The organism is Saccharospirillum sp. HFRX-2 (assembly GCF_043196805.1).
In the GTDB taxonomy this organism is placed as follows: Bacteria; Pseudomonadota; Gammaproteobacteria; order Pseudomonadales; family Natronospirillaceae; genus Saccharospirillum.
In genome coordinates, this window is record NZ_JBEBMU010000009.1 from 84,953 (window position 1) to 109,999 (window position 25,047).

19 protein-coding genes are annotated in these 25,047 nt (G+C 57.7%); 11 read left to right on the forward strand and 8 right to left on the reverse strand.

Annotated features, from left to right (window positions below; translation table 11 throughout):
• Positions 1–171: 171 nt before the first annotated feature.
• The 3 genes from ABMA60_RS16255 (at position 172) to ABMA60_RS16265 (ending at position 2,988) form a co-directional block, all read left to right on the forward strand.
• Positions 172–495 carry a heavy metal-binding domain-containing protein gene (locus ABMA60_RS16255; RefSeq protein ID WP_392805241.1) on the forward strand — a complete coding sequence of 108 codons (324 nt, stop codon included), beginning with the start codon at positions 172–174 and terminating at the stop codon, positions 493–495.
• 127 nt (positions 496–622) lie between these two features.
• Positions 623–2,107, forward strand: a complete 1,485-nt coding sequence (locus tag ABMA60_RS16260) for a SulP family inorganic anion transporter (protein ID WP_392805243.1) — start codon at positions 623–625, stop codon at positions 2,105–2,107.
• A complete protein-coding gene (locus tag ABMA60_RS16265; RefSeq protein ID WP_392805245.1) occupies positions 2,107–2,988 on the forward strand; it encodes a universal stress protein in 882 nt (293 codons plus the stop codon). Before ABMA60_RS16260 ends, ABMA60_RS16265 begins: the two co-directional genes overlap by 1 nt.
• 27 nt (positions 2,989–3,015) lie before the next feature.
• Here ABMA60_RS16265 and ABMA60_RS16270 read toward each other — a convergent pair whose 3' ends face one another.
• Both ABMA60_RS16270 and ABMA60_RS16275 read right to left on the reverse strand, forming a co-directional pair.
• On the reverse strand, positions 3,016–3,369 hold the full coding sequence (locus tag ABMA60_RS16270; RefSeq protein WP_392805247.1) for a hypothetical protein: 354 nt from the start codon (positions 3,367–3,369) through the stop codon (positions 3,016–3,018).
• The gene (locus tag ABMA60_RS16275) at positions 3,366–3,905 is read right to left on the reverse strand and encodes a TIGR00730 family Rossman fold protein (RefSeq protein ID WP_392805250.1); all 540 of its coding nucleotides are present in this window, start codon (positions 3,903–3,905) and stop codon (positions 3,366–3,368) included. The genes ABMA60_RS16270 and ABMA60_RS16275 overlap by 4 nt, the downstream gene beginning before the upstream one ends.
• Positions 3,906–4,014: 109 nt before the next feature.
• On the opposite strand from ABMA60_RS16275, the gene ABMA60_RS16280 reads away from it, so the two are divergent.
• Entirely contained in the window at positions 4,015–4,863 is an 849-nt protein-coding gene (locus ABMA60_RS16280) for a putative RNA methyltransferase (protein ID WP_392805252.1), read from the forward strand.
• 79 nt (positions 4,864–4,942) lie between these two features.
• Here the strand turns inward: ABMA60_RS16280 and ABMA60_RS16285 are convergent, their stop codons facing one another.
• Entirely contained in the window at positions 4,943–5,686 is a 744-nt protein-coding gene (locus ABMA60_RS16285; protein ID WP_392805256.1) for an SDR family oxidoreductase, read from the reverse strand.
• A gap of 98 nt (positions 5,687–5,784) precedes the next feature.
• Between ABMA60_RS16285 and ABMA60_RS16290 the strand changes: the two genes are divergently transcribed.
• Positions 5,785–6,681 carry an AraC family transcriptional regulator gene (locus tag ABMA60_RS16290; protein ID WP_392805258.1) on the forward strand — a complete coding sequence of 299 codons (897 nt, stop codon included), beginning with the start codon at positions 5,785–5,787 and terminating at the stop codon, positions 6,679–6,681.
• Positions 6,682–6,742: 61 nt separating this feature from the next.
• On the opposite strand, the gene aceF is transcribed toward ABMA60_RS16290, so the two are convergent.
• The 5 genes from aceF to hexR all read right to left on the reverse strand — a co-directional run bounded on the left by aceF (position 6,743) and on the right by hexR (position 15,325).
• Complete coding sequence (aceF, locus tag ABMA60_RS16295; protein WP_392805262.1) at positions 6,743–8,656, reverse strand: pyruvate dehydrogenase complex dihydrolipoyllysine-residue acetyltransferase; 1,914 nt, start codon at positions 8,654–8,656, stop codon at positions 6,743–6,745.
• A 26-nt stretch (positions 8,657–8,682) separates the two neighbouring features.
• Entirely contained in the window at positions 8,683–11,340 is a 2,658-nt protein-coding gene (gene aceE, locus ABMA60_RS16300) for a pyruvate dehydrogenase (acetyl-transferring), homodimeric type (RefSeq protein ID WP_392805265.1), read from the reverse strand.
• Positions 11,341–11,607: 267 nt separating this feature from the next.
• Positions 11,608–13,050 (reverse strand): pyruvate kinase, encoded by a 1,443-nt coding sequence (gene pyk, locus ABMA60_RS16305; RefSeq protein WP_392805315.1) that lies wholly within the window; start codon positions 13,048–13,050, stop codon positions 11,608–11,610.
• Positions 13,051–13,145: 95 nt separating this feature from the next.
• Positions 13,146–14,171, reverse strand: a complete 1,026-nt coding sequence (gap, locus tag ABMA60_RS16310; RefSeq protein ID WP_392805268.1) for a type I glyceraldehyde-3-phosphate dehydrogenase — start codon at positions 14,169–14,171, stop codon at positions 13,146–13,148.
• Between the two features lie 293 nt (positions 14,172–14,464).
• Positions 14,465–15,325, reverse strand: a complete 861-nt coding sequence (gene hexR / locus ABMA60_RS16315; RefSeq protein ID WP_392805271.1) for a transcriptional regulator HexR — start codon at positions 15,323–15,325, stop codon at positions 14,465–14,467.
• A 243-nt stretch (positions 15,326–15,568) separates the two neighbouring features.
• Between hexR and zwf the strand changes: the two genes are divergently transcribed.
• The 6 genes from zwf (at position 15,569) to ABMA60_RS16345 (ending at position 24,801) form a co-directional block, all read left to right on the forward strand.
• Entirely contained in the window at positions 15,569–17,050 is a 1,482-nt protein-coding gene (gene zwf, locus ABMA60_RS16320) for a glucose-6-phosphate dehydrogenase (RefSeq protein WP_392805274.1), read from the forward strand.
• A gap of 129 nt (positions 17,051–17,179) precedes the next feature.
• Positions 17,180–17,872, forward strand: coding sequence for a 6-phosphogluconolactonase (pgl, locus tag ABMA60_RS16325; RefSeq protein ID WP_392805277.1), 693 nt, complete (start codon positions 17,180–17,182; stop codon positions 17,870–17,872).
• Between the two features lie 107 nt (positions 17,873–17,979).
• Positions 17,980–19,806: a phosphogluconate dehydratase gene (gene edd, locus ABMA60_RS16330; RefSeq protein ID WP_392805280.1), complete on the forward strand. Its 1,827-nt coding sequence runs from the start codon at positions 17,980–17,982 to the stop codon at positions 19,804–19,806.
• Positions 19,807–19,808: 2 nt separating this feature from the next.
• The gene (gene glk / locus ABMA60_RS16335; protein ID WP_392805283.1) at positions 19,809–20,813 is read left to right on the forward strand and encodes a glucokinase; all 1,005 of its coding nucleotides are present in this window, start codon (positions 19,809–19,811) and stop codon (positions 20,811–20,813) included.
• 32 nt (positions 20,814–20,845) lie between these two features.
• Positions 20,846–21,475, forward strand: a complete 630-nt coding sequence (locus tag ABMA60_RS16340; protein ID WP_392805286.1) for a bifunctional 4-hydroxy-2-oxoglutarate aldolase/2-dehydro-3-deoxy-phosphogluconate aldolase — start codon at positions 20,846–20,848, stop codon at positions 21,473–21,475.
• Positions 21,476–21,579: 104 nt separating this feature from the next.
• Positions 21,580–24,801, forward strand: coding sequence for a glycoside hydrolase family 15 protein (locus tag ABMA60_RS16345; protein ID WP_392805289.1), 3,222 nt, complete (start codon positions 21,580–21,582; stop codon positions 24,799–24,801).
• Positions 24,802–25,047: the final 246 nt, after the last annotated feature.

A 25,047-nucleotide genomic window follows, 5' to 3' on the forward strand; every position in this document is an offset into this window, starting at 1 on the left:
TTGCGACCACTGTCCACCCTAGCGGTTTTTTATGACAGGGCAATATCCGTTGAGTGTCCATTTGAGTCATCGTTTGAAATGACCAATGGCCGATGCCACTGACTTGGGTTCTGCTAGTCTGGCTGACGCCTTATTGCCCATTCCTCATAACTCATAATCAAGGACGTTAGGATGCTGAAAACCACCACTAATACCGTAGAAGGCCGTCCCATTGTCGATTATCTCGACATCGTCGTCGGTGAAGCCATTCTCGGTGCCAACATTTTTAAAGACGTATTCGGCGCCATTCGCGACATTGTCGGTGGTCGTTCGGCCGCTTACGAGCGCGAAATGGGTAAAGCGCGCGAAACCGCCTTTGCCGACATGGAAGAGCGGGCTGCGGCCTTGGGTGCCAACGCCATTGTCGGCATTGATATCGATTACGAAGTGGTCGGTGATCGCGGCAGCATGATGATGGTCAGCGTCAGTGGTACCGCCGTTCGCTTGAGCGACTGACCGGGCAGGCTCTGGCCTTGTCATCACCGTCACAGCCGCTATGATGCGCGCTCCGTGCGCGCCTGCCGGTTACCCATTGACCGAACGATTATGATGCAGTGCGCTAACCGACCCAAATGAGGTAAGCATGCTGTTTCTTTCCCGCCGCCAGGATTGGTTTGGCAATCTGCGTGGCGATATTCTCGCCGGTATCGTCGTCGCCCTGGCGCTGATTCCCGAGGCCATCGCCTTTTCCACCATCGCCGGTGTCGACCCGAAAGTCGGCCTTTATGCGTCTTTTTGTATCGCGGTGATCACCGCTGTTACCGGCGGCAGACCGGGCATGATCTCAGCGGCCACCGGCGCCATGGCGTTGCTGATGGTGACGCTGGTGAAAGATCACGGCCTGCAGTATCTGCTGGCAGCCACCTTGTTAACCGGCGTGCTGCAAATTATCGCCGGTTATTTGCGGCTGGGTTCACTGATGCGCTTTGTGTCGCGTTCCGTGGTGACCGGCTTCGTCAATGCGCTGGCGATTCTGATCTTTATGGCTCAGTTGCCGGAACTGACCAATGTGACCTGGCATGTCTACGCGGTCACTGCCGCCGGCTTGGGCATCATTTATGGCTTCCCCTATCTGAACAAAACGATTCCGTCGCCGCTGGTGACTATTTTGTTTTTGACCGGTGTGGCGATCTGGCTGGATCTGGACATTCGCACCGTCGGTGACCTGGGCCAGTTGCCGGATTCACTGCCGGTGTTTTTATGGCCGCAAGTGCCGCTGAATTTTGAAACGCTGGCGATTATTTTTCCTTATTCCGCCAGCCTGGCGGTTGTCGGTTTGCTGGAATCGTTGATGACCGCGACCATTGTCGATGACCTCACCGATACCAGCAGCGACCGAAATCGTGAATGCAAGGCTCAGGGTTTGGCGAACCTGGGTGCTGGTGTGCTCGGCGGTATGGCCGGCTGCGCCATGATTGGTCAATCAGTCATCAACGTGAAATCCGGTGGCCGGGGACGTTTATCGACGCTGATCGCCGGTGTGGTGTTATTGCTGCTGGTGGTGTTTTTGAAAGACTGGGTGTCGATGATTCCCATGGCGGCGCTGGTTGCGGTGATGATCATGGTGTCCATCGGTACCTTTAACTGGGGTTCGGTGCGCGATTTGAAACGGCTGCCACTGTCGACCAACCTGGTGATGATCGTAACCGTCGTGGTGGTGGTCTGGACCCACAACCTGGCCTATGGTGTGCTCGCCGGCGTACTGTTAGCGAGCCTGTTCTTTGCCAACAAGGTTGGTCATTTTATGTACGTGCGGTCGGATTACGATGCCGACAGCGATACCCGCCGCTACGCCGTGGTCGGCCAGGTGTTTTTCAGCTCGGCCGAGAAATTTATCGCCTCCTTCGATTACAAAGAGGCGGTTGACCGGGTAGTGATCGATCTGCAACGCGCGCATTTTTGGGACATCACTGCGGTTGGCGCGCTCGATAAAGCGGTGATCAAGTTCCGTCGCGAAGGCGCGCAGGTCGAGGTGATTGGTCTGAACGAGGCCAGCGAAACCATCGTCGACCGTTTTGGCGTACACGACAAACCCGATGAAATCGACAAGGTATTGGGAGCCCACTGATGGCCAATGACATCAACAATAACAACAAGAATGGCAAAATTTTAACCTGCATCGACGCGTCCCAGTTCAGCGCGGCGGTGTGCGATTACGCCGCCTGGATTCATCGCCGCACTCAGGCGCCGGTGCAGCTGCTGCACAATTTAGAGCAGGGCCCGGCGGTGGTACCGAGTGATCTTAGCGGCGCTATTGGTCTGGGCAGTCGTGAAACTTTGATGCAGGAACTGACCGACGTCGAAGCTGAGCGCAGCCGCCTGATGTTGGAGCAGGGTAAGCTGATGTTGAACGCGGCGCGTGACCGGCTGCAACAGGCCGGCGTGGTCGAGTCGGAAATGAAGCAGCGTCACGGTGGTTTGACCGAATCGCTGATCGAGCTGGAAGACGACATCCGCGTGCTGGTGTTGGGCATTCGTGGCGAAGAACGCGGCGACGATGACCGTCATCTCGGCGGCCATCTGGAAAGTATTTTGCGCTCGCTGCACAAGCCGGTGCTGGTGGTGAATAATGATTTCCAGGAACCCAAGCGCGTCATGCTGGCTTATGACGGCAGCGATGCCTCGGGCAAGGCGCTGGAGATGCTCGCCAACCGGCCGCTGTTTACCGGCCTGGAAGTGCATCTGGTGACCGTGGGCGAAGATCCGGCCACGGCTCAGGCGTTGCAGCAGGCGGCGACCTTAAAGCTGCGTGAAGCGGGCTTGAATGTCACCGCAGTGACGCTCGATGGCAAACCCAGTGAAGAGCTGGTGCGCTATCAGTCCGAGCATGATATCGACCTGACCTTGATGGGCGCGTTCAGTCACACCCGGCTGCGCGATCTGGTGTTGGGCAGTCTGACGGTGAAGATGCTGCTGCGCGCAAATAAGCCGTTGCTGTTGTTGCGTTAAGTTAAAAGGTTACGTTAATTCGCTGCGTCAGTCCTCTTGCTCCGGCGGGTCCGCCCGCCACACCTTGAACAGATAGACGTACAGACAGATCACCAGGGCGGTAGCCAGAGCCGTTGCCAGCCAGGACGGTTGTTCAATCACTTCCGGGTTGACCGTCAACCCCAGTCCGCCCAGGGTGAAGACCTGCTGCGGCATCAGCCATCGCTTGCGTGGCCGGGGTTTGAACGATAACCGCAAGGTAAAATGCAACGCCATCGGCACCGCCGCAATGATGACGCCCCACCAGGGTCGCGTCGCCTCGCTGAGCAACACTTCCAGCAATGAAACCAGCAAGGATAAACCCAGCAGTGTCTGATAGAAGGTCACAAACCGCTGCATCATCGCGCCGCCTCCAGTCGGTTGAGCAGGTCATCGATGTCATCGGCGACGATCAGACTTGTGGTCAGATCGGACCAGGCGAATTCAGCGCTGATCATGCGATCGATCATCGCCAGCAGTGGGTCGTAATAACCGTTTAAATTCAGCAGCGCCACCGGCTTGCTGTGATAACCCAGCATGCGCCAGGTCCAGACTTCGAATAATTCCTCCATGGTGCCGGGGCCGCCGGGCAGGGCAATAAAGGCATCGGCTTCGCCGGACAGAATGGCTTTGCGCTGATGCATGGTGTCGACCACGTACAACTGAGTCAGGCCATCATGGGCGACTTCTTTCGATACCAGCGCCTTGGGAATGGCGCCGATCACCTCGCGGCCGCCAGCCAAAACACTGTCGGCCACCGCGCCCATCAGCCCGACCTTGGCGCCGCCATAAACCAGATCATGACCGCGCTGCGCCATGCGTTCGCCAAGCCGGCGCGCCGACCGAATAAAGTCCGGGTCCAACCCAGGTTTGGAGCCGCAAAATACCGTAATATGCATCGCTGATTCCTCAGTGCACCCTGATGATTTATCGGCTCGCCATGGTAACGCAAGCCAGGGGCCGTGCAGAGGCCGTCATTGAAAAGGCATCTTATTTAAAGGCGTTAGCATGCCCATCGAACCCTTTGTGGAGCTGGCCTGTCCGCTGGACGGCGAGCCGTTAACCAAGCACGACAACCGCTGGGTCTGCCCGCAGGGCCACAGCTACGACCAGGCGCGCCAGGGCTATGTGAACCTGCTACCGGTACAGCACAAACGCTCCAAAGATCCGGGTGATTCCAAGGCCATGGTCGCCGCCCGCCAGCGCTTTCTGGCGACTGGGCATTATCAGCCAGTGGTGGAATTAATTGCCCGGTTGTGCCGCCCAAGCCCGCTGCCGGATACCGATTTCACGATCCTCGATGCCGGCTGTGGTGAAGGTTATTACCTGCGTCAGTTGGCCGAATGGGCGCCGGATTCGATGCCAGTGAAGATGGCCGGGCTCGATATTTCCAAGGACGCCGTTCTGGCTGCGGCGAAACAGGATAAGCGTGAGACCTGGGTGGTGGGTACCAATGCGCACCTGCCGATTCAAAACGCCAGCCTGGATCGGTTGTTGTGCGTTTTTGGGTTTCCGGTCGCCAGCGAATTTGCCCGCGTACTGAAACCCGGCGGCCGCCTGATACAGGTCGATCCGGGACCGGCGCATCTGCGTGAATTGCGCGAAGTGTTGTACGAACAAGTGGATGGCCCAGAATCGCCCAAAGCGCCGACACTGGACGGTTTTCAGTTGGTTGAGGAGGACGAAGTCAGTTACCGCTTCCAGCTCGACAACGCCCAGGCGATACAGGATTTACTGGCGATGACACCCCACGGTTATCGCGCCCCGGCCGAGGGGAAGGCGAGGGTGGCGGCATTAACGTCATTGGATGTAACGGCTGAGGTGTTTGTGCGGGTGTATGAGCCGACTGATAAATGATTTACAGCCTTGAAGCACGCAAGAAAAAAACCGGCATTGCGCCGGTTTTTTTATGGGAGACGACCATTAGTTCAGCGGTTTAATTAGCTGCCGCCAGTGCTACCGCATCCGGCCCGGCCGGGAACCTCAGCTTGCTGGTGGTGTCGGTGCTGGCGCGCCAGACGCCTTCGGCAACATCGATGGCTTCGGTAACCACTGACGAAACCCCAAAGCTGGCGAAGATCTGTTCAGCAAAGGGCGCATAGGGTTCGGTAACCAGACCGGCCATGCGCTCGGCGCCGTTGGCAGCAAACTGGGTGGAGGGGCCGTAGCCCGGTTCGACCAGTTTGACCTGGATATTGAAGTCGGCCAGTTCCAATGCCAGCGATTCGGTAAAGCCTTCGATGGCGGTCTTGCTTGCGGTGTAAACCGCCACCAGCGGGAAGGGCGCCAGCGTTGCGCTGGAGGTGACGTTGACGATTACGCCGCTGCGTCGCTCGCGAAACTGCGGCAGAACGGCCTGAACCATCGCCATGACACCGAAGGTGTTGGTCTCGAAAATGTCGCGCACCGTGGTCATAGGCGTGGCCTCAAACGCGCCGAACAGGCCAAGACCGGCGTTGTTGACCAGCACGTCGATGGGACCGGCTTCCTGCAACGCAGCGGTGATGCTGGCCGGATCGGTGACATCCAGAGCAATAACGCGCATCCGCGGCGATTGCGGCAGTAGCTCCGGGCGCGGTGTGCGCATGGTGGCGATCACCTGCCAGCCCTGGTCGTGAAAGTAGTGCGCCGTTTCCTGGCCGTAGCCGGATGAACAGCCGGTAATCAGTACGGTTTTCATCTTGAGTGTCCTCTGTTGGTTGGATGGCCATACGATAGTCAGCAGGGTCAGGACTTGCTACGATCCAAAGTCCGTAATTAATTTGCCAGAGTCCGGTTATGGTCGATCCACTCTCCGAAGTCATCAATCTGCTGCAACCGCGCGCCGTGTTCAGCAAGATCATCAGTGGCGCGGGTGCCTGGGCGGTGCGTTACGCCGCCTTTGAACAGCCGAGTTTCAGTGCGGTGCTGGAAGGGCGCTGTCGGCTGCAGGTGGACGGTCAGCCGGAAATCGAACTGGTTGCCGGCGACTTTGTGTTGATGCCGGCGACGCCGGGTTTTGTGATGTCTGGCTATGAGGTTGCTGAGCCTGCCTTTGTTGATCCGAAATTGATGCCGTCGCCTCAGGGTGAAGTCCGCCATGGTCGTCAGGACGGGCCGGCCGAGGTGCGTATGCTCGGTGGCAGCTTTGTGTTTGGTTCCCAGGATGCGTCCTTGCTGGTGTCTCTGTTGCCGACCTTGCTGCACGTGCGTGATGTATCGCGGTTAGCGACCCTGGTGCAGCTGGTACGGGACGAGTCGCTGGCGCAACGGCCAGGGCGAGAACACGTACTGGGCAATCTGGTGGAGGTGTTGCTGGTGGAAGCGCTGCGCGCCAATTCGGCGGAGAATGCACCGGTGGGTTTGTTGCGGGGTTTGGCAGATACCAAGTTGGCAGTGGCGATGCGCGCGCTGCACGCTGATCCGGCCCGCTCCTGGACGGTCGAGGAATTAGCGGCCACGGCGGCGTTATCGCGTTCGGCCTTTTTTGAGCGGTTCAGCCGCGCGGTCGGTGTGCCGCCGATGGAATATCTGCTGGCCTGGCGCATGTCGCTGGCCAAAGACTTGTTGCGCCGTCCGGATAGCGCCATCGCCACAGTGGCGCAGCGCGTCGGTTACGGTTCCGCCAGTACGTTCAGCACCGCTTTCAGTCGCCATGTGGGCACGCCACCGGGGCGCTTTGCGAAGTTGCAGTAATTTTCCAGCCATAAAAAAACCGGCCCAGAGGCCGGTTTTGTGTCGAGCGTAAAACGCCGGTTTAGAGCACCAGTCGACGAACGTCCGCCAGTACCTGAGTCAGGTAGGTGGTGAACTTGGCGGCGTCGGCACCGTTGACGGCTTTGTGGTCGTACGACAACGACAGCGGTGTGAAGGTGCGCGGTACGAACTCTTTGCCGGTCCAGAAGGGTTTTACCTGGTTTTTGGAGACACCGAGGATGGCCACTTCCGGCGCGTTGACGATCGGCGTGAAGGCGGTGCCGCCCAGGCCACCGAGGCTGGAGACGCTGAAGCAGCCGCCTTTCATCTCGTCGGCTTTTACCTTGCCATCGCGACCGCGTTTGGCGAAGTCGATGATCTCTTCGGCAATCTGCCAGATCGACTTCTTGTCGGCGTCTTTGATCACCGGAACGATCAAGCCGTTCGGAGTGTCGACGGCGACACCGATGTTGACGTAGTGCTTCTGCACGTAACGTTTGCCATCGGCCATCAGCGAGACGTTGAAGTTCGGGAACTCGACCAGAGCAGCGGCGCAGGCTTTAACGATAAAGGCCAGCGGGCTGATCTTAACGCCACGTTTTTCCATTTCCGGTTTCAGCGAGTTGCGGAAGGCTTCGGTGTCGGTGACATCGGCTTCGTCAAACTGGGTGACATGCGGGATGTTGACCCAGTTGCGCCACATATTGGCCGCCGTGATCTGCTGAATTCGGCTCAGTTCTTTGATTTCGACGTCGCCGAACTTGCTGTAGTCCTGATCCGGAATGGCCGGGATTCCAGAGCCGCCAGTGGCAGCACCCGGTTCCTGAATGCGCTTTTTCACCCAGGCAGCGACGTCGTCTTTGACGATGCGGCCTTTCGGGCCAGAGCCCGGAACCAACGCCAGATCGACGCCGAATTCGCGTGCCAGTTTGCGCACTGACGGGCCGGCATGAACGTTCTTCGACGGTCGTGTCAGTTCGCCTTCGTGGGCGCTGGCGAGCGTCGGAGCCTGAGCTTCAGCGGCCGCTTTCGGTGCTGGCTTGGATTCTTCTTTGGCAGCCGGAGCAGAGGCGGCCGGAGCCGATTCATTGCTGCCACCGCTGGTCTTGATTTCGATCAGCACGGTGCCTTCGGAGACGTCGTCGCCAACGTTCACCTTGACCGACAGCACTTCACCGGCGGCATCGGACGGTACGTCCATGCTGGCTTTGTCGGATTCCAAGGTGACCAGGGTGTCTTCCTCGGCGATGGTGTCGCCGGCTTTGACATGCACTTCGATGACGCTGGCTTTGTCCATACCGATGTCCGGTACTTTGACTTCGCGCTTCTCACCACCGCTGCTTGATGGTGCTGCAGCCGGAGCTGATTCACCGCTGGACGCAGTTTCTTTGCTGCCGCCACCGGCGGTTTTGACTTCGATCAGTACCGTGCCTTCGGAGATGTCGTCGCCTTCTTTGACCTTCACCGAGACCACTTCACCGGCGACGTCAGACGGAACATCCATGCTGGCTTTGTCGGATTCCAGCGTTACCAGTGCGTCTTCTTCGGCGATGGTGTCGCCGACTTTGACGTGCACTTCGATGATGCTGGCGGAATCCATACCGATGTCCGGTACTTTGACTTCCTGCACTTCGCCACCGCCTTTGCTGGCCGGTGCCGCTTCCGCTTTGGATTCTGTCTTTGACTCTGACTCTGACTCTGATTCGGCCGGAGCGTCGTCGGCCTGGCTGTCGCCAGCGCCTTCAACTTCCAGATACAGAATTTCGTCGCCTTCGGAGACGGAATCGCCTTCTTTGACTTTGATCTCAGTGATCTTGCCGCCTTTGGACGCAGGTACGTCCATGGACGCCTTGTCCGACTCCAACACGATCAGGGTGTCGTCCTCGGCGATCACATCGCCGGGTTTGACGCTGATTTCGATGATGGTCGCCGCGTCCATTCCCAGGTCGGGTACCTTGATAATTTCAGTTGCCATGATGACTCCTCAATTCCTCAACCGACTCAGGCGATGACCGGATTAGGTTTGTTCGGGTCCAGCTTGAATTGCTTGATCGCCTTGGTGACTTCACTGGCTTCAACGCTGCCTTCTTCGACCAGCGCTTTCAGGGCGGCGACCACAATCCAGTAGCGGTTCACTTCAAAGAAGTGGCGCAGCTGGGCGCGCGAATCACTGCGGCCAAAGCCGTCAGTGCCCAGCACGTGGTACGACTGGGGAACCCACTGGCGGATCTGGTTGGCGTAGTTCTTCATGTAATCGCTGGCGGCAATGATCGGGCCGCGACGGCTTTCCAGCATCTCGGTGACGTAGGCCTTACGCGGCTTGTCTTCCGGATGCAGCATGTTCCAGCGCTCAACGTCCTGACCATCGCGTGTCAGTTCGTTGTAGCTGGTCACCGCCCAGACATCAGCCTGTACGCCGAAGTCGTCACGCAGCATGTCAGCGGCGGCACGGACTTCCTGCATGATGGAGCCGGAGCCGAACAGTTGCACGGCTTTCTTGCCTTTCTTGACGCCATCTTCGAGCAAGTACATACCACGTTTGATGCCCTCAACCATCTGTGGTTCGAGGCCCGGATTGTGGTAGTTCTCGTTCAGGGTGGTGATGTAGTAGAAGACGTTTTCGTTGTCTTCAACCATACGCTTCATACCATCCTGAATGATGGTGACCACTTCGTAGCCGTAGCTGCAGTCGTAGGACACGCAGTTCGGAACGGTGCCCGCCAGAATGTGGCTGTGACCGTCCTGGTGCTGCAGACCTTCGCCGTTCAACGTGGTACGGCCAGAAGTCGCGCCGATCAGGAAGCCGCGCGCCTGTTGGTCGCCCGCCGCCCAGCACAGATCGCCAACGCGCTGGAAGCCGAACATGGAGTAGAAGGCGTAGAACGGAATCAGCTGACGGTTGTAGGTGCTGTACGCAGTGGCGGCGGCAATCCAGGAGCTCATGGCGCCGGATTCGTTAATGCCTTCCTGCAGAATCTGACCTTTAACGTCTTCTTTGTACCACATGACCTGACCCTTATCCTGAGGGATATAGAGCTGGCCATTGGGCGAGTAGATGCCGTACTGACGGAACAGACCTTCCATACCAAAGGTGCGCGCTTCATCGGGCACGATGGGCACGATGCGATCGCCGATTTCCTTGTCTTTGAGCAGGTTGGAAATCATCCGCACGAACGACATGGTGGTGGAAATTTCGCGGTCGCCGCTGTCTTTGGTCAGCGACTCAAAGGATTCCAGCGTCGGCACCTTGAGCGTCTCTTTGGATTCCTGACGACGCATCGGCAGGTAGCCACCGAGGTTGTTGCGGTGGTTACGGATGTACTGCATTTCCGGGCTGTTTTCGTCCGGACGATAGAAGGGGATTTTGCCCGCTTCCAGGTCTTCGTCGGAGATCGGCACGCCGCAAGTATCGCGGAAGGCTTTCAACGCATCGACGTCGAGCTTCTTCAGCTGGTGACTGGCGTTCTTGCCTTCACCGGCTTCCAGGCCGTAACCCTTAACGGTGTGCGCCAGAATGACGGTCGGCTGACCGTTGTTGTCGGCAACCGCGCGTTGGAAAGCGGCGAAGACTTTGTACGGATCGTGACCGCCACGGTTCAGACGATAGATATCGTCATCGCTCATATCCTTGACCATTTCGGCCAGTTCCGGATATTTGCCGAAGAAATGTTCACGGGTGTAAGCGCCGCCGTGGGCTTTACAGGCTTGCAGTTCGCCGTCGACGATTTCGTCCATGCGTTTCTGCAGAATGCCTTTGGAATCTTTGGCGAACAGCTTGTCCCAATGCCGTCCCCAAACCACCTTGATGACGTTCCAGCCAGCACCGCGGAACACGCCTTCCAGTTCCTGAATGATCTTGCCGTTACCGCGCACCGGACCGTCCAGACGCTGGAGGTTGCAGTTGACGATAAAGTTCAGGTTGTCGAGGTGTTCACGACCGGCCAGGGCGATGGCGCCCAGTGATTCCGGCTCGTCGGTTTCACCGTCGCCCAGGAAAGCCCAGACGCGACCGCCTTTTTCGATTTCACCGCGGTTTTCCAGGTAACGCATGACGTGCGCCTGGTAGATCGCCTGGATCGGGCCCAGACCCATGGAAACGGTTGGGAACTGCCAGTAGTCCGGCATCAGCCAGGGGTGTGGATAAGATGACAGACCTTTGCCATCGACTTCGCGACGGAAGTTGTCGAGCTGATCTTCGCTCAACCGGCCTTCAACGAAAGAACGCGCGTAGATGCCCGGCGAGATGTGGCCCTGGAAGTAAACCATGTCGCCCGGATGAGTGTCGGTCGGGGCGCGCCAGAAATGGTTGAAGCCCATGTCGTACAGGGTGGCGGACGATTGGAACGAAGAAATATGGCCGCCCAGGTCATCGCCGGATTTATTGGCGCGAACCACCATGGCGACGGCGTTCCAACGAATCATGGCGCGGATTTTCCGCTCCATATCGTTATCGCCCGGGTACTTGGGCTCGTCTTCCAGATTGATGGTGTTGCGGAACGGGGTGTTCAGCGCAAAAGGAACGTCCGGGCCGCTCTGGGTGATATTGTCGGACAGACGCTTGAGCAGAAATTGGGCGCGGTCGGTGCCTTCTTCACGCATGACCGACGCCAGGGCATCAAGCCATTCCTGCGTTTCAATTGGATCGATATCGTTTGCCATAAAGTTCAGACCTCTTCCCCTTTTGGGTTGAATCCTCAACGAGTTGAGTCGGTTGACGATCGCCGCACTTTTTGAGTTTTGGACGACCGGCCTGTTGAAAATCTTGTTGTTACTTGAGTTGTCACTTTAGCCGAATTTATCGGCTGCGCGGATCCTGCGGCGAAGTGACATCTACCAGCGAAATTTCGCTTTTTTCATCCCTTAGATGCACAAACGGCAGCCATGGTGGCTGCCGTCGGTTACCTGAAATTCTATCGGTGCGCCTTTTTACAGGATATTACCGACACTGACAATCTTCAGGGTGTTGGTGCCACCATGAACGCCTTCGTGATCGCCGTAGCTTAAGATCACCAGGTCGCCGTCTTTAACGATGTCGCGTTTTTTCAGTTCGTCCACGGCCAGACGATTAATCTGATCGTTGGGCACACTGTGAATGTCGAACGGCACCGCTTCAACACCACGATACAGCGCCACACGGCGTGCAGTGGTGTCGTGACGGGTCATCGCATAGATCGGCATGCCGGAACTGATGCGTGACATCCAGCGCGGCGTGGCGCCAGATTCAGTCATACAGATGATCGCCTTAACACCACGCAGATGGTTCGCAGCGTACATCACCGACATGGCGATGCTTTCGTCGATGCGATGGAACTCTGTGTTCACACGGTGACGTGACTGAGTGGTCAGCGGGTGTTTTTCCGCGCCCAGACAGACGTCGTGCATGGCTTTGACCGTCTCTACCGGGTAAGCACCGGCGGCGGTTTCAGCCGAACACATGACGGCATCGGTGCCATCGAGTACAGCGTTGGCGACGTCGAACACTTCCGCCCGGGTCGGGAACGGATTGTCGATCATCGATTCCATCATCTGAGTGGCGGTGATGACCACGCGGTCCAGAGTACGGGCGCGTTTAATGATGTGCTTCTGCACGCTGATCAACGCCGGATCGCCAATTTCCACACCCAGGTCGCCACGGGCAACCATAACCACGTCGGACGCCAAAATGATCTGGTCGAGCGTTTCATGGTTGAGGGTGGCTTCGGCGCGTTCCAGCTTGGCAACGACTTCCGCAGTAGAACCGGCAGCGGCCAATAATTGGCGTGCTTCGTTCATGTCTTCGGCGTTGCGCGGGAAGGAAACGGCGATGTAATCGACGCCGATTTCAGCGGCGGTCTTGATGTCTTCTTTGTCTTTCTCGGTCAGCGCCTTGGCAGACAAACCACCACCGAGCTTATTGATGCCTTTGTTGTTCGACAGCGGACCACCTTGAATAACGGTGGTGTGTACTGCGCTGCCTTCAACCTTGTCGACCTTAACCTTAACGCGGCCATCGTCGAGCAGGTAGATGTCGCCCGGCTTGCTGTCTTCAGCCAGGGCCGGGTAGTCGATACCGACACGGCTGTTGTCGCCGGCGGTTTTGTCGAAACCGACATCGAGGATAAAAGCCTGGCCGTCTTCGAGTTGGACTTTGGTGTCCTTGAAGCGGGCAATGCGGATTTTCGGGCCTTGCAGGTCACCTAAAATGGCAACTGAGCGGCCGTGCTTGGCAGCAATTTCACGAACCGCGTTAGCGCGGCCTTTGTGATCATCGGCGCTGCCGTGGGAAAAATTCAGTCGAACCACGTTGGCACCGGCCAGAATCAGCTTTTCCAGCATGCCGGGCTTATCGGTCGCAGGACCCAGGGTGGTTACGATCTTGGTGCGTCTCATCGTCATGAAGAGTCTCTTGTTATGCTTCGCCGCCGAATGAGCGGGTCATTATAACGAAAAAAGCCCGGACCGGGTCCGGGCTCTTATAAGTGGGCTTACTTGGCGTTCATCAGGGCAACGGTGTTGTCCAGCATACGGTTGGAGAAGCCCCATTCGTTGTCATACCAGGACATGACCTTAACCAGACGGCCCTGGACGCGGGTTTGAGTCGCATCAAAGCTGGAGCTGTACGGGTTGTGGTTGAAGTCGGTGGAGACCAGTGGTTCTTCGTTAACGGCCAGAACAGACGCCAGTTTCGGATCGGCAGCGATGGCGTCAGCGATGACCTTGTTGATTTCTTCAACGCTGGTGTCGCGGCTGGCCGTGAAGCTCAGGTCGACCAGAGAAACGTTGGCGGTCGGTACGCGGATCGACAGGCCGTCGAACTTGCCCTGCAGTTCCGGAACCACCAGACCGGTAGCCGCAGCGGCGCCGGTTTTGGTCGGGATCATGTTCAGCGCAGCAGCGCGGGCACGGTAGAGGTCAGAGTGATACACATCGCTCAGACGCTGGTCGTTGGTATAGGAGTGAATGGTGGTCATCAGACCACTTTCGATACCGACGCTGTCGTTCAGTACCTTGGCAACCGGTGCCAGGCAGTTGGTGGTGCACGAAGCGTTGGAGATAACGGTCATGTCTGAAGTCAGCACGCTGTCGTTAACGCCGTAAACCACGGTGGCGTCCACTTCTTTGCCCGGTGCAGAGATGATGACTTTCTTGGCGCCAGCGGTGATGTGCTTGCTGGCATCAGCCTTGGTGGCGAAGAAACCGGTGCACTCGTAAACCACGTCGACCTTCAGTTCAGCCCACGGCAGGTTGGCCGGGTCGCGCTCAGAGCAGGTGATGATCTTGTCGCCGTTGACGTACAACGCTTCGTTGTCGTAATCGACCTTGGCATTGAAGCGACCGTGAACGGTGTCGTACTTGGTCAGGTGAGCATTGGTCTTGGAGTCGCCCAGATCGTTGATGGCAACGATTTCGATGGGGTAGTCCTTACCGTCCTGCTTGGCTTCGTACAGAGCTTTCAGGACATTCCGGCCGATGCGGCCATAGCCATTAATCGCAACGCGTATCTTGGACATTTTGTGCTCCTCTAAGCGTGATTAGGCGGTTTTTGCGCCACCGCCGTTCGAAGTGCGAGTCGAGGTCGGGCGGGGCCGGACATCGTCTCTTAAGCTTGGCTGTTGTTGTGCGATCCTTGCCGGCCTGTTGTCGACTTTGATCGTCTGGTTATGTTGTAGCTTATTTACATCGTTATACAACAAAGCGGCCGCATTCTGCCACCGATCAGCCAGATTGAACAGCAGTTTGTAGTTTTATTACATGATTTGGGTCAAGAAGGCAGGCGATAGCCGCAACTGCCATTCAGTAAGGTTCAGTCGGTTTCGGCTGATTTAAAGCGGGTGTCGGCGAGTGCTGCCTTGATGCGCTTTAAGTGGCTCTGGAATTCCGGGCCGTGTTTGAGGATGACGCCGGTGGCGAGTACATCGATAACCGTCAGGTGCACGATGCGCGAGGTCATGGGTGTATAGATGTCGGTGTTTTCTGGGCTGTCGACACCGAGCAGAATATGGCTGTCTTCGGCCAGCGGTGAATGCGGCTGGGTGATGGCGATAACAGTGGCACCGGAGTCGCGCGCAATGCGTGCGGTCTCTACCAGGGCAATGGTGCGGCCGGTGTTGGAAATAATGATCACCACATCGCCCGGCTTGGTGGCGGCTGCGGCCATGCGCTGCTGTAATACATCGGTGTAGGCGACGCAGGGCGTGTTCATGCGGAAGAACTTGTGCTGCGCATCCATGGCGACGCTGCCGGACGCGCCCAGGCCGTAGATTTCGATGCGTCGTGCCTGTGCCAGCGTATCGACGGTGCGGCTTAAGGCATTGGGATCGATAGAGCGTTTGGCGTCGGAGATGGCGCTCATCGTCGCCTCGAAAATTTTGCTCGAGTATTCCTCGACGTTGTCGCTGGCTTCGACGTTGCGGTTCACATAGGGCGTGCCGGTAGCCAGGCATTGTGCCAGCTTCAGTTTGAAGTCGGGGAAGCCGGTGCAGTCGAGGCTGCGGCAAAAGCGGTTGACCGTCGGTTCAGAAACGTCGGCGGCCTTGGCCAGGCTGGCAATACTGGAACGAATCGCTTTGTTCGGATCTTCGAGAATGACCTGGGCGACCTTGCGTTCGCTCTTGCTCAGGCAGCTCGGGTTCGACTTGAGTCGTTCCAGAATGTTCAATGACATGCGTGCGCTATCCTTAAATGGTCGCCTTGGGCCTTGATGATGTCGCTAACTAGTCGCTGGCGGATTGTATGGAATATCCCGGGCCAGCGAAAGGCTGACAGCCTTGCACGCTGGCGGTGGTAACCAGCGTTCAGGCGGCCTGATGTCTTGTTGTAAAATTACAATTATAGGCGACATTAAGCCCTCAATGCCGTAAAATTGGAAAAAAACTACAGTTCACCGCCTTAGGTATCGGAGTCATCTATGGATCAACTGACAGCCAGCAGCCCTTGTAACGTCGTCATCTTCGGCGGCAACGGCGATCTGGCTATCCGCAAGCTGTTGCCGGCACTCTACAACCTCGATCGTACCGGTTATCTGGGTGACAACACCCGCGTGATCGGCGCTTCGCGTACCGATCTGGGCCACGACGGCTATCTCGATCTGGTCAAGCAGGGGCTGGATCAATTTGTCGATCGCGCCCAGTGGGATGAAGCTGTCTGGGAACGGTTTTCCAAGCGCCTGACTTATGTGGCTGTGAATGCGCGCGAACCGGAAACCTTTAAAAATCTGGCGGCCGAGCTGGATCAGGATTTCAGTTGCCAGGATACCGTTTATTACCTGTCCACCGCGCCGGACTTTTTCGGTGAGATCAGTCGCAATCTGAACGAAGCCGGTCTGGTGAATAGCAGCAGTCGGGTGGTGCTGGAAAAACCCATCGGTAAAAGTCTGGCGTCATCGAAGGTGATCAACGATGGGGTGTCGGAAATTTTTGCCGAGAACAATATCTATCGCATCGACCATTATCTGGGTAAAGAGACGGTTCAGAACTTGCTGGCGGTGCGTTTTGCCAATGCCTTGTTTGAACCGGTCTGGACCAACGCTCATATCGACAATGTGCAGATCACCGTCGCCGAAACCGTCGGCGTCGAAGGCCGCTGGGGTTATTACGACGATTCCGGCGCCTTGCGCGACATGATTCAGAACCACCTGCTGCAATTATTGTGTCTGGTGGCCATGGGTGTGCCGGTGTCGCTCGATGCCGACGCGGTGCGTGCTGAGAAATTAAAAGTACTGAAATCGCTGCAGACCATGAGTCTCGATAAAGTACGCCGCAACACCGTCCGTGCGCAGTACGCGGCCGGTAACGTCGGCGGCAAGGCGGTACCGGGTTATAAAGAAGAAGAGGGCGGCAAGCCCAATTCGCAGACCGAAACCTTTGTCGCCATTCGCGCCGATATTCATAACTGGCGCTGGCGCGGAGTACCATTCTATTTGCGCACCGGTAAGCGACTGCCGGCGCGCTACAGCGAGATCGTTATCCAGTTTAAAGACGTGCCGCACTCCATCTTCCCGGAAGGCTCCAACCTGGCATCGAACAAGCTGGTGATTCGTCTGCAACCGGAAGAATCCATTCAGCTCAACATGATGAACAAACTGCCGGGCCTGGGTGAAGGCATGCAGGTCACGCCGGTGACGCTGAACCTGACCATGCCCGATCACATCGCCGACTCGCGCGTGCCGGAAGCTTATGAACGTCTGATTCTTGATGTGATCCGCGGAAACTCCACTCTGTTCGTGCACCGCGATGAAGTCGAAGCTGCCTGGGTCTGGGCCGATGCCATTCTCGATGGCTGGAAACAATCAACGGTCGCACCGCACAGCTACCCGGCCGGCAGTTGGGGCCCGCAAGCGGCCTTCGAACTGGTGGCGCGAGATGGCCGTAGTTGGCATGAAAGCAACTGACCGCTAGACGCTGAACGGGAGCGGTACGCCGCCCGGACGTGAGACGCCAATGAGCGTAACCCGGCGTTTGGCGTCCGGGCGGCGTACCGCTTCCGTGAAGCGTCTCCCAGATAGCCGAAGGATATCCAAATGCAACAACTCGATTTTAACAGCCGCGATGCGCTGACTGAACAATTGGCCGGTGACATTATCGAACGCCTGGCTGCAGCCATCGCCGAGACCGGCGAGGCGGGTCTGGCGGTTTCCGGCGGTCGCACGCCGGTGGATTTGTTTAAAGCCTTGAGCGTGGCCGACCTGGATTGGTCCAAGGTAACCATCACGCTGGTCGATGAACGCTGGGTCGACCCCAGTGACGACGACAGCAATGAAAAGTTGGTGCGCATTCATTTGTTGCAAAATAACGCCGCTGCGGCGCGTTTTATCGCGCACAAGAGCGATTACGCCACTCCGTTCGAGGCCGAAGCCAGCCTGAACAAAAAGCTCGCGGCGTTGCCGGAACAATTGACCGTGACCTTGCTGGGCATGGGTGAAGACGGCCATACCGCCTCTTTCTTCCCCGGCGCGGAAACGCTGAATAAGGCGCTGGACACCCATAACCACATTGATTGTTGCGGCGTGGTACCGAAAACCGCACCGCACGCCCGCATGACGCTGACACTGAAGCGCATTCTGCACAGCGATTGGATCGTGCTGCATTTAACCGGCGCCGGTAAAAAGCCGGTACTGGAAGCGGCGCTGGGCGATGGCCCGGTGGTGGAGTTACCGGTGCGCTCGGTGCTGAAGCAGACGCTGACGCCAGTGTCGGTCTATTGGGCGGAATAAGCCGCTAGACGCTCAACGGGAGACGCCGAACGCTAGATAGCGCTAACACGGCGTCCAGCGTCTCCCGTCCAGCGTCTTCCGTAAAAAATTCAGAGGTAGAGTTAACAATGAACACCACCTTACAAACCGTCACCAATCGCATCATTGAGCGCAGCGGGCCTTCGCGCCGTCGCTATCTGGAGCGGATGCGCGATGCCGGTGAAAATATTCCTGATCGCCGCCAGTTAAGCTGCGGCAATCTGGCGCATGGCTTCGCCGCCTGTTCCGAAGATGAAAAGAACACCATCAAGATGATGAACCAGGCCAACCTGGGCATCGTCACCGCCTACAACGATATGTTGAGCGCCCACCATCCGTACGAGCGTTTCCCCAACATCATCAAGCAGGCCGCGCGTGAAATGGGCTGTACCGCTCAGGTCGCTGGTGGCGTACCGGCCATGTGCGACGGCGTAACCCAGGGTCAGCCGGGCATGGAGCTGAGCCTGTTCAGCCGCGACACCATTGCCATGGCGACCGGTGTCGCGCTGTCGCACAACATGTTCGATGCCGCGCTCTACTTGGGTGTGTGCGACAAGATCGTCCCCGGTCTGGTGATCGGCGCGCTGCGTTTTGGTTATCTGCCGTCGGTCTTTGTACCGGCCGGCCCCATGCCGTCGGGTCTACCCAACAAGGAAAAAGCCCGGGTGCGTCAGGAATACGCTCAGGGCAAAGTCGGCCGCGATGAACTGCTGCAGGCCGAGTCCGATTCCTACCACAGCGCCGGTACCTGTACTTTTTACGGCACTGCGAATTCCAACCAGATGCTGATGGAATTTATGGGTCTGCATCTACCAGGTTCGAGCTTTGTGAACCCGGAAACGCAAATGCGCGATGCGCTGACGCGGGAAGCGGCCCAACAGGCGATTCGTTTGACCAAACAAAACGGTCAGTACACGCCGATTGCCGAAGTGCTCGACGAGAAAGCCTTTGTTAACGGCATGGTCGGGCTGCTCTCAACCGGTGGTTCCACCAACCTGACCATTCATATGATCGCCATGGCGCGCGCCGCTGGCATCATTTTGAAATGGGAAGATTTCTCCGATCTGTCCAAGGTTGTACCGACCCTGGCGCATGTCTACCCCAACGGCATGGCCGACGTGAACCACTTCCACGCCGCCGGTGGTCTGGGTTATGTGATGGGTGAATTACTTGGCGCCGGTTTGTTGCATGCCGATGTGAAAACCATCTTCGGTACGGGCCTGGATGGTTACACTCAGGAGCCGTTTATGGACGGTGACGAAGTCGAATTCCGCCCGGGCACGACGCAATCGCTGGATGAAGACATCGTGCGTCCGGCCAGTAATCCGTTCAGCCCACAAGGCGGCCTGCAGGTATTGAAGGGCAACCTGGGTACCGGTGTGATCAAGGTGTCGGCAGTGAGCGAAGATCACCGCATTATCGAAGGTCCGGCTGTGGTGTTCGAAAGCCAGCACGATTTGCAGGAAGCCTTTAAAGCCGGCGATCTGGATCGTGATTGCGTTGTGGTCGTTCGCTTCCAGGGCCCTAAAGCCAACGGCATGCCCGAATTGCACAAATTGACGCCGCCGCTGGGCGTCTTGCTTGATCGCGGTCACAAGGTTGCGCTGGTAACCGACGGCCGTATGAGCGGTGCCTCCGGCAAGGTGCCGGCGGCGATTCATATGTCGCCCGAGGCGAGCGAAGGTGGTCCGCTGGCGAAGGTGAAAGCCGGCGACATCATTCGTCTGGACGCCGATGCCGGTACCGTCGAAGTGCGCGTCGATGCTCAGCAATGGGCGCAGCGCACCCCGGTTATCGCTGATTTGAAAGACAACCAGTTTGGCGTTGGTCGCGAACTGTTCGCGCCGATGCGGGCTGCGGTGAATACCGCCGAAGAGGGTGCCACCATCTTCCGCTTTGAAGATTTCGAGGACTGAGCATGGCCCAATACGGTTTGATCGCCGATATCGGCGGCACCAACGCCCGCTTTGCGCTGGCACCTATCAATACCTTTGATCCAGCAACCGGACCGCAATTGACTGAAGGCGACCTAGTGGCAGTGGCCGGGCTCAACGGCGCTGAATACGACACCATTGCCGACGCCATTCGCGCCTATCTGGCGGGTCCGGCTGCCGACTATGACCGGCCTGAACATGCGGTGATGGCGATTGCCTGTCCAACCGATCAGGACCGCATCACCATGACCAACCACACTTGGTCGTTCAGTGTGCGTGAACTGCAGGCGGACATTGGACTGGCGTCACTGCATTTCATCAATGACTTCAATGCGCTGGCCAATTCCATTCCACATTTGACGGCCGATGATGTGGTCAAAATCGGCCGTGGCGAGGGTCTGCCGGGATGGCCAATGGCGGTTACTGGTCCGGGAACGGGGCTTGGTGTTGCCGGCCTGGCGTTCAGTGAGACCGGCCCGGTAACGCTGCAAACCGAAGGCAGCCATGTCAATTTTGCGCCATCGGACGCTGTAGAAATCGATATTCTGCGGTTCTTGATGAATCGCTATGAGCGCGTTTCGGCAGAGCGTTTGATTTCTGGCATGGGCTTGGAGAACACCTACCAGGCTTTGTGTGATCGTCAGGGAGTCGCCCCACAAAGCTTGAAAGCCGCCGATATTTCACAGCGGGCGTTGGATCGTGCTGACCCTTTGTGTGAAGAAGCGCTGGCGCGATTCTGTGCCATCCTGGGCAGCTACGCCGGCGATGTCGCCTTGATGATGGGTGCCAAAGGCGGTGTGTATATCGCCGGTGGCATCGTGCCCCGCTTTGTCGACTATTTCGCCACCAGTCAATTCCGTGCCCGCTTTGAAGCCAAAGGGCGGTTGCGCGGTTTTGTCGAAAGTGTGCCCACCTACGTGGTGGTATCCAAACAACCTGGTCTGCTCGGTGCAGCGGCCGTTCTGAACCATCGCCACAACGCCCACTGAGGTGAGGCAAACGCCTTCTTGGAGAGATGCAAATGAGCTATTCCGTCAGCGAGATTCTGCAACAAGCCTATCCGGTGATGCCGGTATTGGCGGTTAATCGGGTTGAAGATGCCCGGCCTTTGGCCGAGGCGTTGAAAGCCGGTGGTTTAAAAGTGCTGGAGGTGACCTTGCGCACCGAAGCGGCCATCGAGGTCATCGCCGAAATGAAAAAAGTCGAGGGCGTTATCGTCGGCGCGGGCACCGTGACCCGGGTTGAGCAACTGAAACAACTCGAAGACGTCGGTGCTGATTTCGCCATCAGCCCGGGCGCTACACCGCGTCTGTTGGATGCCGGTTTGCAGGCGTCCATGCCGTTTTTGCCGGCGGTCGCCAGTGTCTCTGAAATGATGCAGGGCATGGAACTGGGTTACACCCATTTCAAATTCTTCCCGGCGGCGGCGTCTGGTGGCGTGTCGGCGCTTAAGGCCTTTGCCGGTCCGTTCCCGGACGTGCGTTTCTGCCCGACCGGTGGCATTTCCGTTAAGGACTTCCGCGATTATCTGGCCTTGGATAATGTCGCCTGTGTCGGCGGCTCCTGGGTGGTACCGGCCGATGCCTTGAACCAGGGTGACTGGGGTCGTATTGAGCAGCTGGCGCGCGAAGCCTGCGAACTGGCCGGTTGATCCGGCCGCCGGCTTGGCTTGTCGAACAGCCTTAGTACAATAACAACTCTTCGTTTCCAGACGTTGCCCGGCTTTGGTCGGGCGCGTTCTTTAGGCAACCATTCATGCCCGACTCCGTCATGCCCAATCCCGGCCCTGACAGTTTGAACGCCTGGTTCGAGGCGGTCGATAGCACCATCCTGAGCCGTCAGGATGCGACCACCGGTCTGTTTCCCGCCAGTACCGATGTCAACGGTCACGGTGATTACACCGATGCCTGGGTGCGCGATAACGTCTATTCCGTTCAGGCCGTCTGGGGTTTATGGCTGGCTTATCGGCGCAGCGGCGAAGATCCTGAACGCACGGCCTATCTGGCTGACTGTGTCACCCGTCTGATGCGTGGCCTGTTGCAGTCGATGACCCGTCAGGCGCACAAGGTCGAACGCTTTAAATACACCCAGAATCCGCTCGATGCGCTGCACGCCAAGTACGCCACCCATTCGGGTCAGGTGGTGGTCGATGACGACAAGTGGGGCCATCTGCAACTTGATGCCACCTCGCTTTATTTGCTGATGCTGGCGCGGATGACGCGCTCTGGTTTGCGTCTGGTGCAGACCGTCGCCGAAGTGAATTTTGTGCAGAATCTGGTCTGGTATATCGGCCGTGGTTATCGCACGCCGGATTATGGTATCTGGGAGCGCGGCAACAAGATCAACAACGGCCGGGTGGAGATCAACGCCTCTTCGGTTGGCATGGTTAAGGCGGCGTTGCAGTCGATTCGTGGCGTTAATCTTTTCGGCGAAGGTGGTGGCCAGGCGGGTATCGTCCATGTGGTCTCCGATGAAATTGCCCGTTGCCGAACTACTTTGGAAAACCTCTTGCCGCGTGAGTCGATGTCCAAGGAAGTCGACGCCGCCGATCTGTCGATTATTGGTTATCCGGCGTTCGCGGTAGAAAAGGCGTCGCTGGTGAAAAAAACCCGCGAGCGTATTCTGAGCAAATTAGGCGGTCGCTATGGCTTTAAGCGATTTTTGCTCGATGGTCATCAGACGGTTCTTGAAGACCCTCACCGACTGCATTACGAAGCCCACGAACTGCGCAATTTCGAGCATATCGAATCGGAATGGCCGCTGTTTTATACCTACTGCTATCTCAATGCGTTATTCGATGGCGATGCTGAATTGGCTGCCGATTACCGTCAGCGTTTGGATGATTTGCGCGTTGAACACAACGGCCAGTGGCTGTTGCCGGAACTCTATTTTGTGCCGGCTGATCGCATCGAAGCCGAAAAGGCCGATCCCGGCAGTCAGCCGCGTCAGGCCAATAACAATGTGCCACTGATCTGGGCGCAATCCCTCTACACCCTGGGTTGTCTGCTCGATGGCGGCTATATCGAGCGCAGCGATATCGATCCGCTGAACGCTCATCGCCGCGTTGGCGACAAACATAAAACACCGGTGGTGGTCGGTCTGCTGGCTGAAAACGAACAGGTGCGCTCGACGCTGGCGCAAGCGGGTTTGTTCAGTGAAACCGTCGATGATCTGGAACCGGTGCGTGTATTGCCGCCGCTGGAATTGGCGCGGGTATTCAACATCATCGGTCAGAATCGCGAACTGGGTTTGACCGGTCGGCCACAGCGTCGGCCGCGTTCCCTGTCGACCGCTCAGTTGTACGAACTCAATGGCGAAAGCTGTGTTTTCCTGCCGCAATTCCAGAACCGCGATACCTTCTATCTGGCCTCGGATAACCGTTTGCTGTGCGAGAAAATCAAGGCGGAACTCAGCTACATCAGCCGTCACTGGGACCAGCCAGCGCGACCGCTGATGATGATTCTGCTGTCCGAGCCGATGCTTAACGCGCCCGACAAAGATGCGCTCTATGAACTGATTCGCGAACTGATGGCCGGAGAGTGCGGCGATATAGCGGTCACTACCGGACCGATGAATGAGCTGCTCAACGAAGTCGGTGTTGAGCGCATTGAAGAACTCAATGATTACCAGGTGCCGGCGGCGATGGCCTTGTCGCGCCGGGTGCGCAAGCAATGGTTGCAGGTGGATCTGGCGCAATGTACGCCACTGCAACCGTCGATGCTCAGCTTGCTGGAACCAACTGAAAGCCTGGAAGTGAAGGTGCAGCGTCTGCGTGCTTCGCTCAACCTTTATGAGCAGATCGATATCCTTAGCGACCTGGCCGAAGCGAACGGCCTCGATTTCGACCCGGGCATTGCGCCGCGGGTGACCGTTAAGGTGTTGTTGGAAGAGGTTTATCGGCGCGCCAGCGATGCCTATCTGTGGAGCGTGATCCGCAAGGCCGCCGGTGTGCTCGGCAAGTACTGGGGTGGTTTGGAAGACGCCGTTGCCGAAGTGCTGGCACGGCAACGCATCATTATCGTCGGCCGCGCCTATTCCGATCAGGGCACCATTCGTGAGCCTTTGTCGAACAAAGAAACGCTGAAACTGATCAACCGCAACTGCGGCCAGGATCGGCGTGAAGCGGTGTTGAATCAGGAAATTCTGGTCATTCTGTCGACCATTATGCGCGGCGAACCGGATTTGTTTCAGGGCATGATGACGCTACGTCCCGGTCACTTGGCGATGTTGATCATGGGGCAGTTGGCGCAAAGCGACGATCTCAAGCCAGACCAGGCCTTTGAACGACTGGCCTCGCTCAGCCCTTACGATATTCAGCACCGCATTCGCGCCATTCTGGGCAGCTATTCGCAGGAAGTCGGCCGCTTGTTTGCCCAGGAATCATTGCAGATGCGGACTGAACCGGCGCAGTTGAATCCGGTGTCGGACGAAGGCGATAGCCAGGCCGAGCTCGGTGAAGCGCGTAACTGGTACCAATGGCGCGAACAGCGCGGCGTGATGCCGCGCCTGCCAGAGGACTTTCATCCGGGCCTCTGGGCGTTGCTCGGGCAATGCCGGGGATTGGTCGTCGGCGACCGCTTTGACCCGCGCTCGCGGTTGGAATCGGCTCGGGTGCTCGACCAGATGACCGCCGGTGAGCCGCAGTTTGCCCAGTTGGTGGAGCGCATGCTCGATCAGATTCCCAGTCCGGCTTATCGCCAACTGAGCATTGAAGCCTTGTTGGGTTTGCTGGCTTTTGCCCGGGCAAACCCGGCGATGGAAGTCGATGACTATGTGGTGCTCGATGTCATTATCTCTCACGCGGTCCGCCTCAACTGGATCGCTCAGTTCCCCGCCCAGAAAGAAAACTACAATCAATTTCGCGGTCAGGCTTGGCAAGCCTTCTACCAGAACCCGCCGGCGCGGGTAAAAAACCGGATTTTGGAAGCGCTGACTTATCTGATGCAGGCGGCCGGTAACGACAACCGTCCAAGCTGAGGCCGCATGATACGGGCATTCGGCGCATCTTTACGGCCTTTGGCAACGATCCGGGCTTGCATTTGGTAGTATTATTACGTCAAGATGAGGCCAGTTTGATCGGCAGCCACAAAAGTGGTGAAAGAAAATTACATTCCGGTCTGGAATGGGGTCGGCAAGGTAGCTTCCCGGGCGCTGTTAGCCAGGGTGATGAAAGCCGGGTCCAGTCGGGGTTTCGCCATGTAGGCGGAACGGTGCTTGTATAAC

What these genes read in the sequence shown, in the direction of transcription:
- ABMA60_RS16270 (WP_392805247.1), bottom strand. Translation starts at nt 3,369, where the DNA reads ATGATGCAGCGGTTTGTGACCTTCTATCAGACACTGCTGGGTTTATCC.
- ABMA60_RS16275 (WP_392805250.1), bottom strand. Translation starts at nt 3,905, where the DNA reads ATGCATATTACGGTATTTTGCGGCTCCAAACCTGGGTTGGACCCGGAC.
- glk (WP_392805283.1), top strand. Translation starts at nt 19,809, where the DNA reads ATGGCCCAATACGGTTTGATCGCCGATATCGGCGGCACCAACGCCCGC.
- hexR (WP_392805271.1), bottom strand. Translation starts at nt 15,325, where the DNA reads ATGTCATTGAACATTCTGGAACGACTCAAGTCGAACCCGAGCTGCCTG.
- aceE (WP_392805265.1), bottom strand. Translation starts at nt 11,340, where the DNA reads ATGGCAAACGATATCGATCCAATTGAAACGCAGGAATGGCTTGATGCC.
- ABMA60_RS16345 (WP_392805289.1), top strand. Translation starts at nt 21,580, where the DNA reads ATGCCCGACTCCGTCATGCCCAATCCCGGCCCTGACAGTTTGAACGCC.
- gap (WP_392805268.1), bottom strand. Translation starts at nt 14,171, where the DNA reads ATGTCCAAGATACGCGTTGCGATTAATGGCTATGGCCGCATCGGCCGG.
- ABMA60_RS16265 (WP_392805245.1), top strand. Translation starts at nt 2,107, where the DNA reads ATGGCCAATGACATCAACAATAACAACAAGAATGGCAAAATTTTAACC.
- ABMA60_RS16340 (WP_392805286.1), top strand. Translation starts at nt 20,846, where the DNA reads ATGAGCTATTCCGTCAGCGAGATTCTGCAACAAGCCTATCCGGTGATG.
- pyk (WP_392805315.1), bottom strand. Translation starts at nt 13,050, where the DNA reads ATGAGACGCACCAAGATCGTAACCACCCTGGGTCCTGCGACCGATAAG.
- ABMA60_RS16260 (WP_392805243.1), top strand. Translation starts at nt 623, where the DNA reads ATGCTGTTTCTTTCCCGCCGCCAGGATTGGTTTGGCAATCTGCGTGGC.
- aceF (WP_392805262.1), bottom strand. Translation starts at nt 8,656, where the DNA reads ATGGCAACTGAAATTATCAAGGTACCCGACCTGGGAATGGACGCGGCG.
- edd (WP_392805280.1), top strand. Translation starts at nt 17,980, where the DNA reads ATGAACACCACCTTACAAACCGTCACCAATCGCATCATTGAGCGCAGC.
- pgl (WP_392805277.1), top strand. Translation starts at nt 17,180, where the DNA reads ATGCAACAACTCGATTTTAACAGCCGCGATGCGCTGACTGAACAATTG.
- zwf (WP_392805274.1), top strand. Translation starts at nt 15,569, where the DNA reads ATGGATCAACTGACAGCCAGCAGCCCTTGTAACGTCGTCATCTTCGGC.
- ABMA60_RS16290 (WP_392805258.1), top strand. Translation starts at nt 5,785, where the DNA reads ATGGTCGATCCACTCTCCGAAGTCATCAATCTGCTGCAACCGCGCGCC.
- ABMA60_RS16285 (WP_392805256.1), bottom strand. Translation starts at nt 5,686, where the DNA reads ATGAAAACCGTACTGATTACCGGCTGTTCATCCGGCTACGGCCAGGAA.
- ABMA60_RS16255 (WP_392805241.1), top strand. Translation starts at nt 172, where the DNA reads ATGCTGAAAACCACCACTAATACCGTAGAAGGCCGTCCCATTGTCGAT.
- ABMA60_RS16280 (WP_392805252.1), top strand. Translation starts at nt 4,015, where the DNA reads ATGCCCATCGAACCCTTTGTGGAGCTGGCCTGTCCGCTGGACGGCGAG.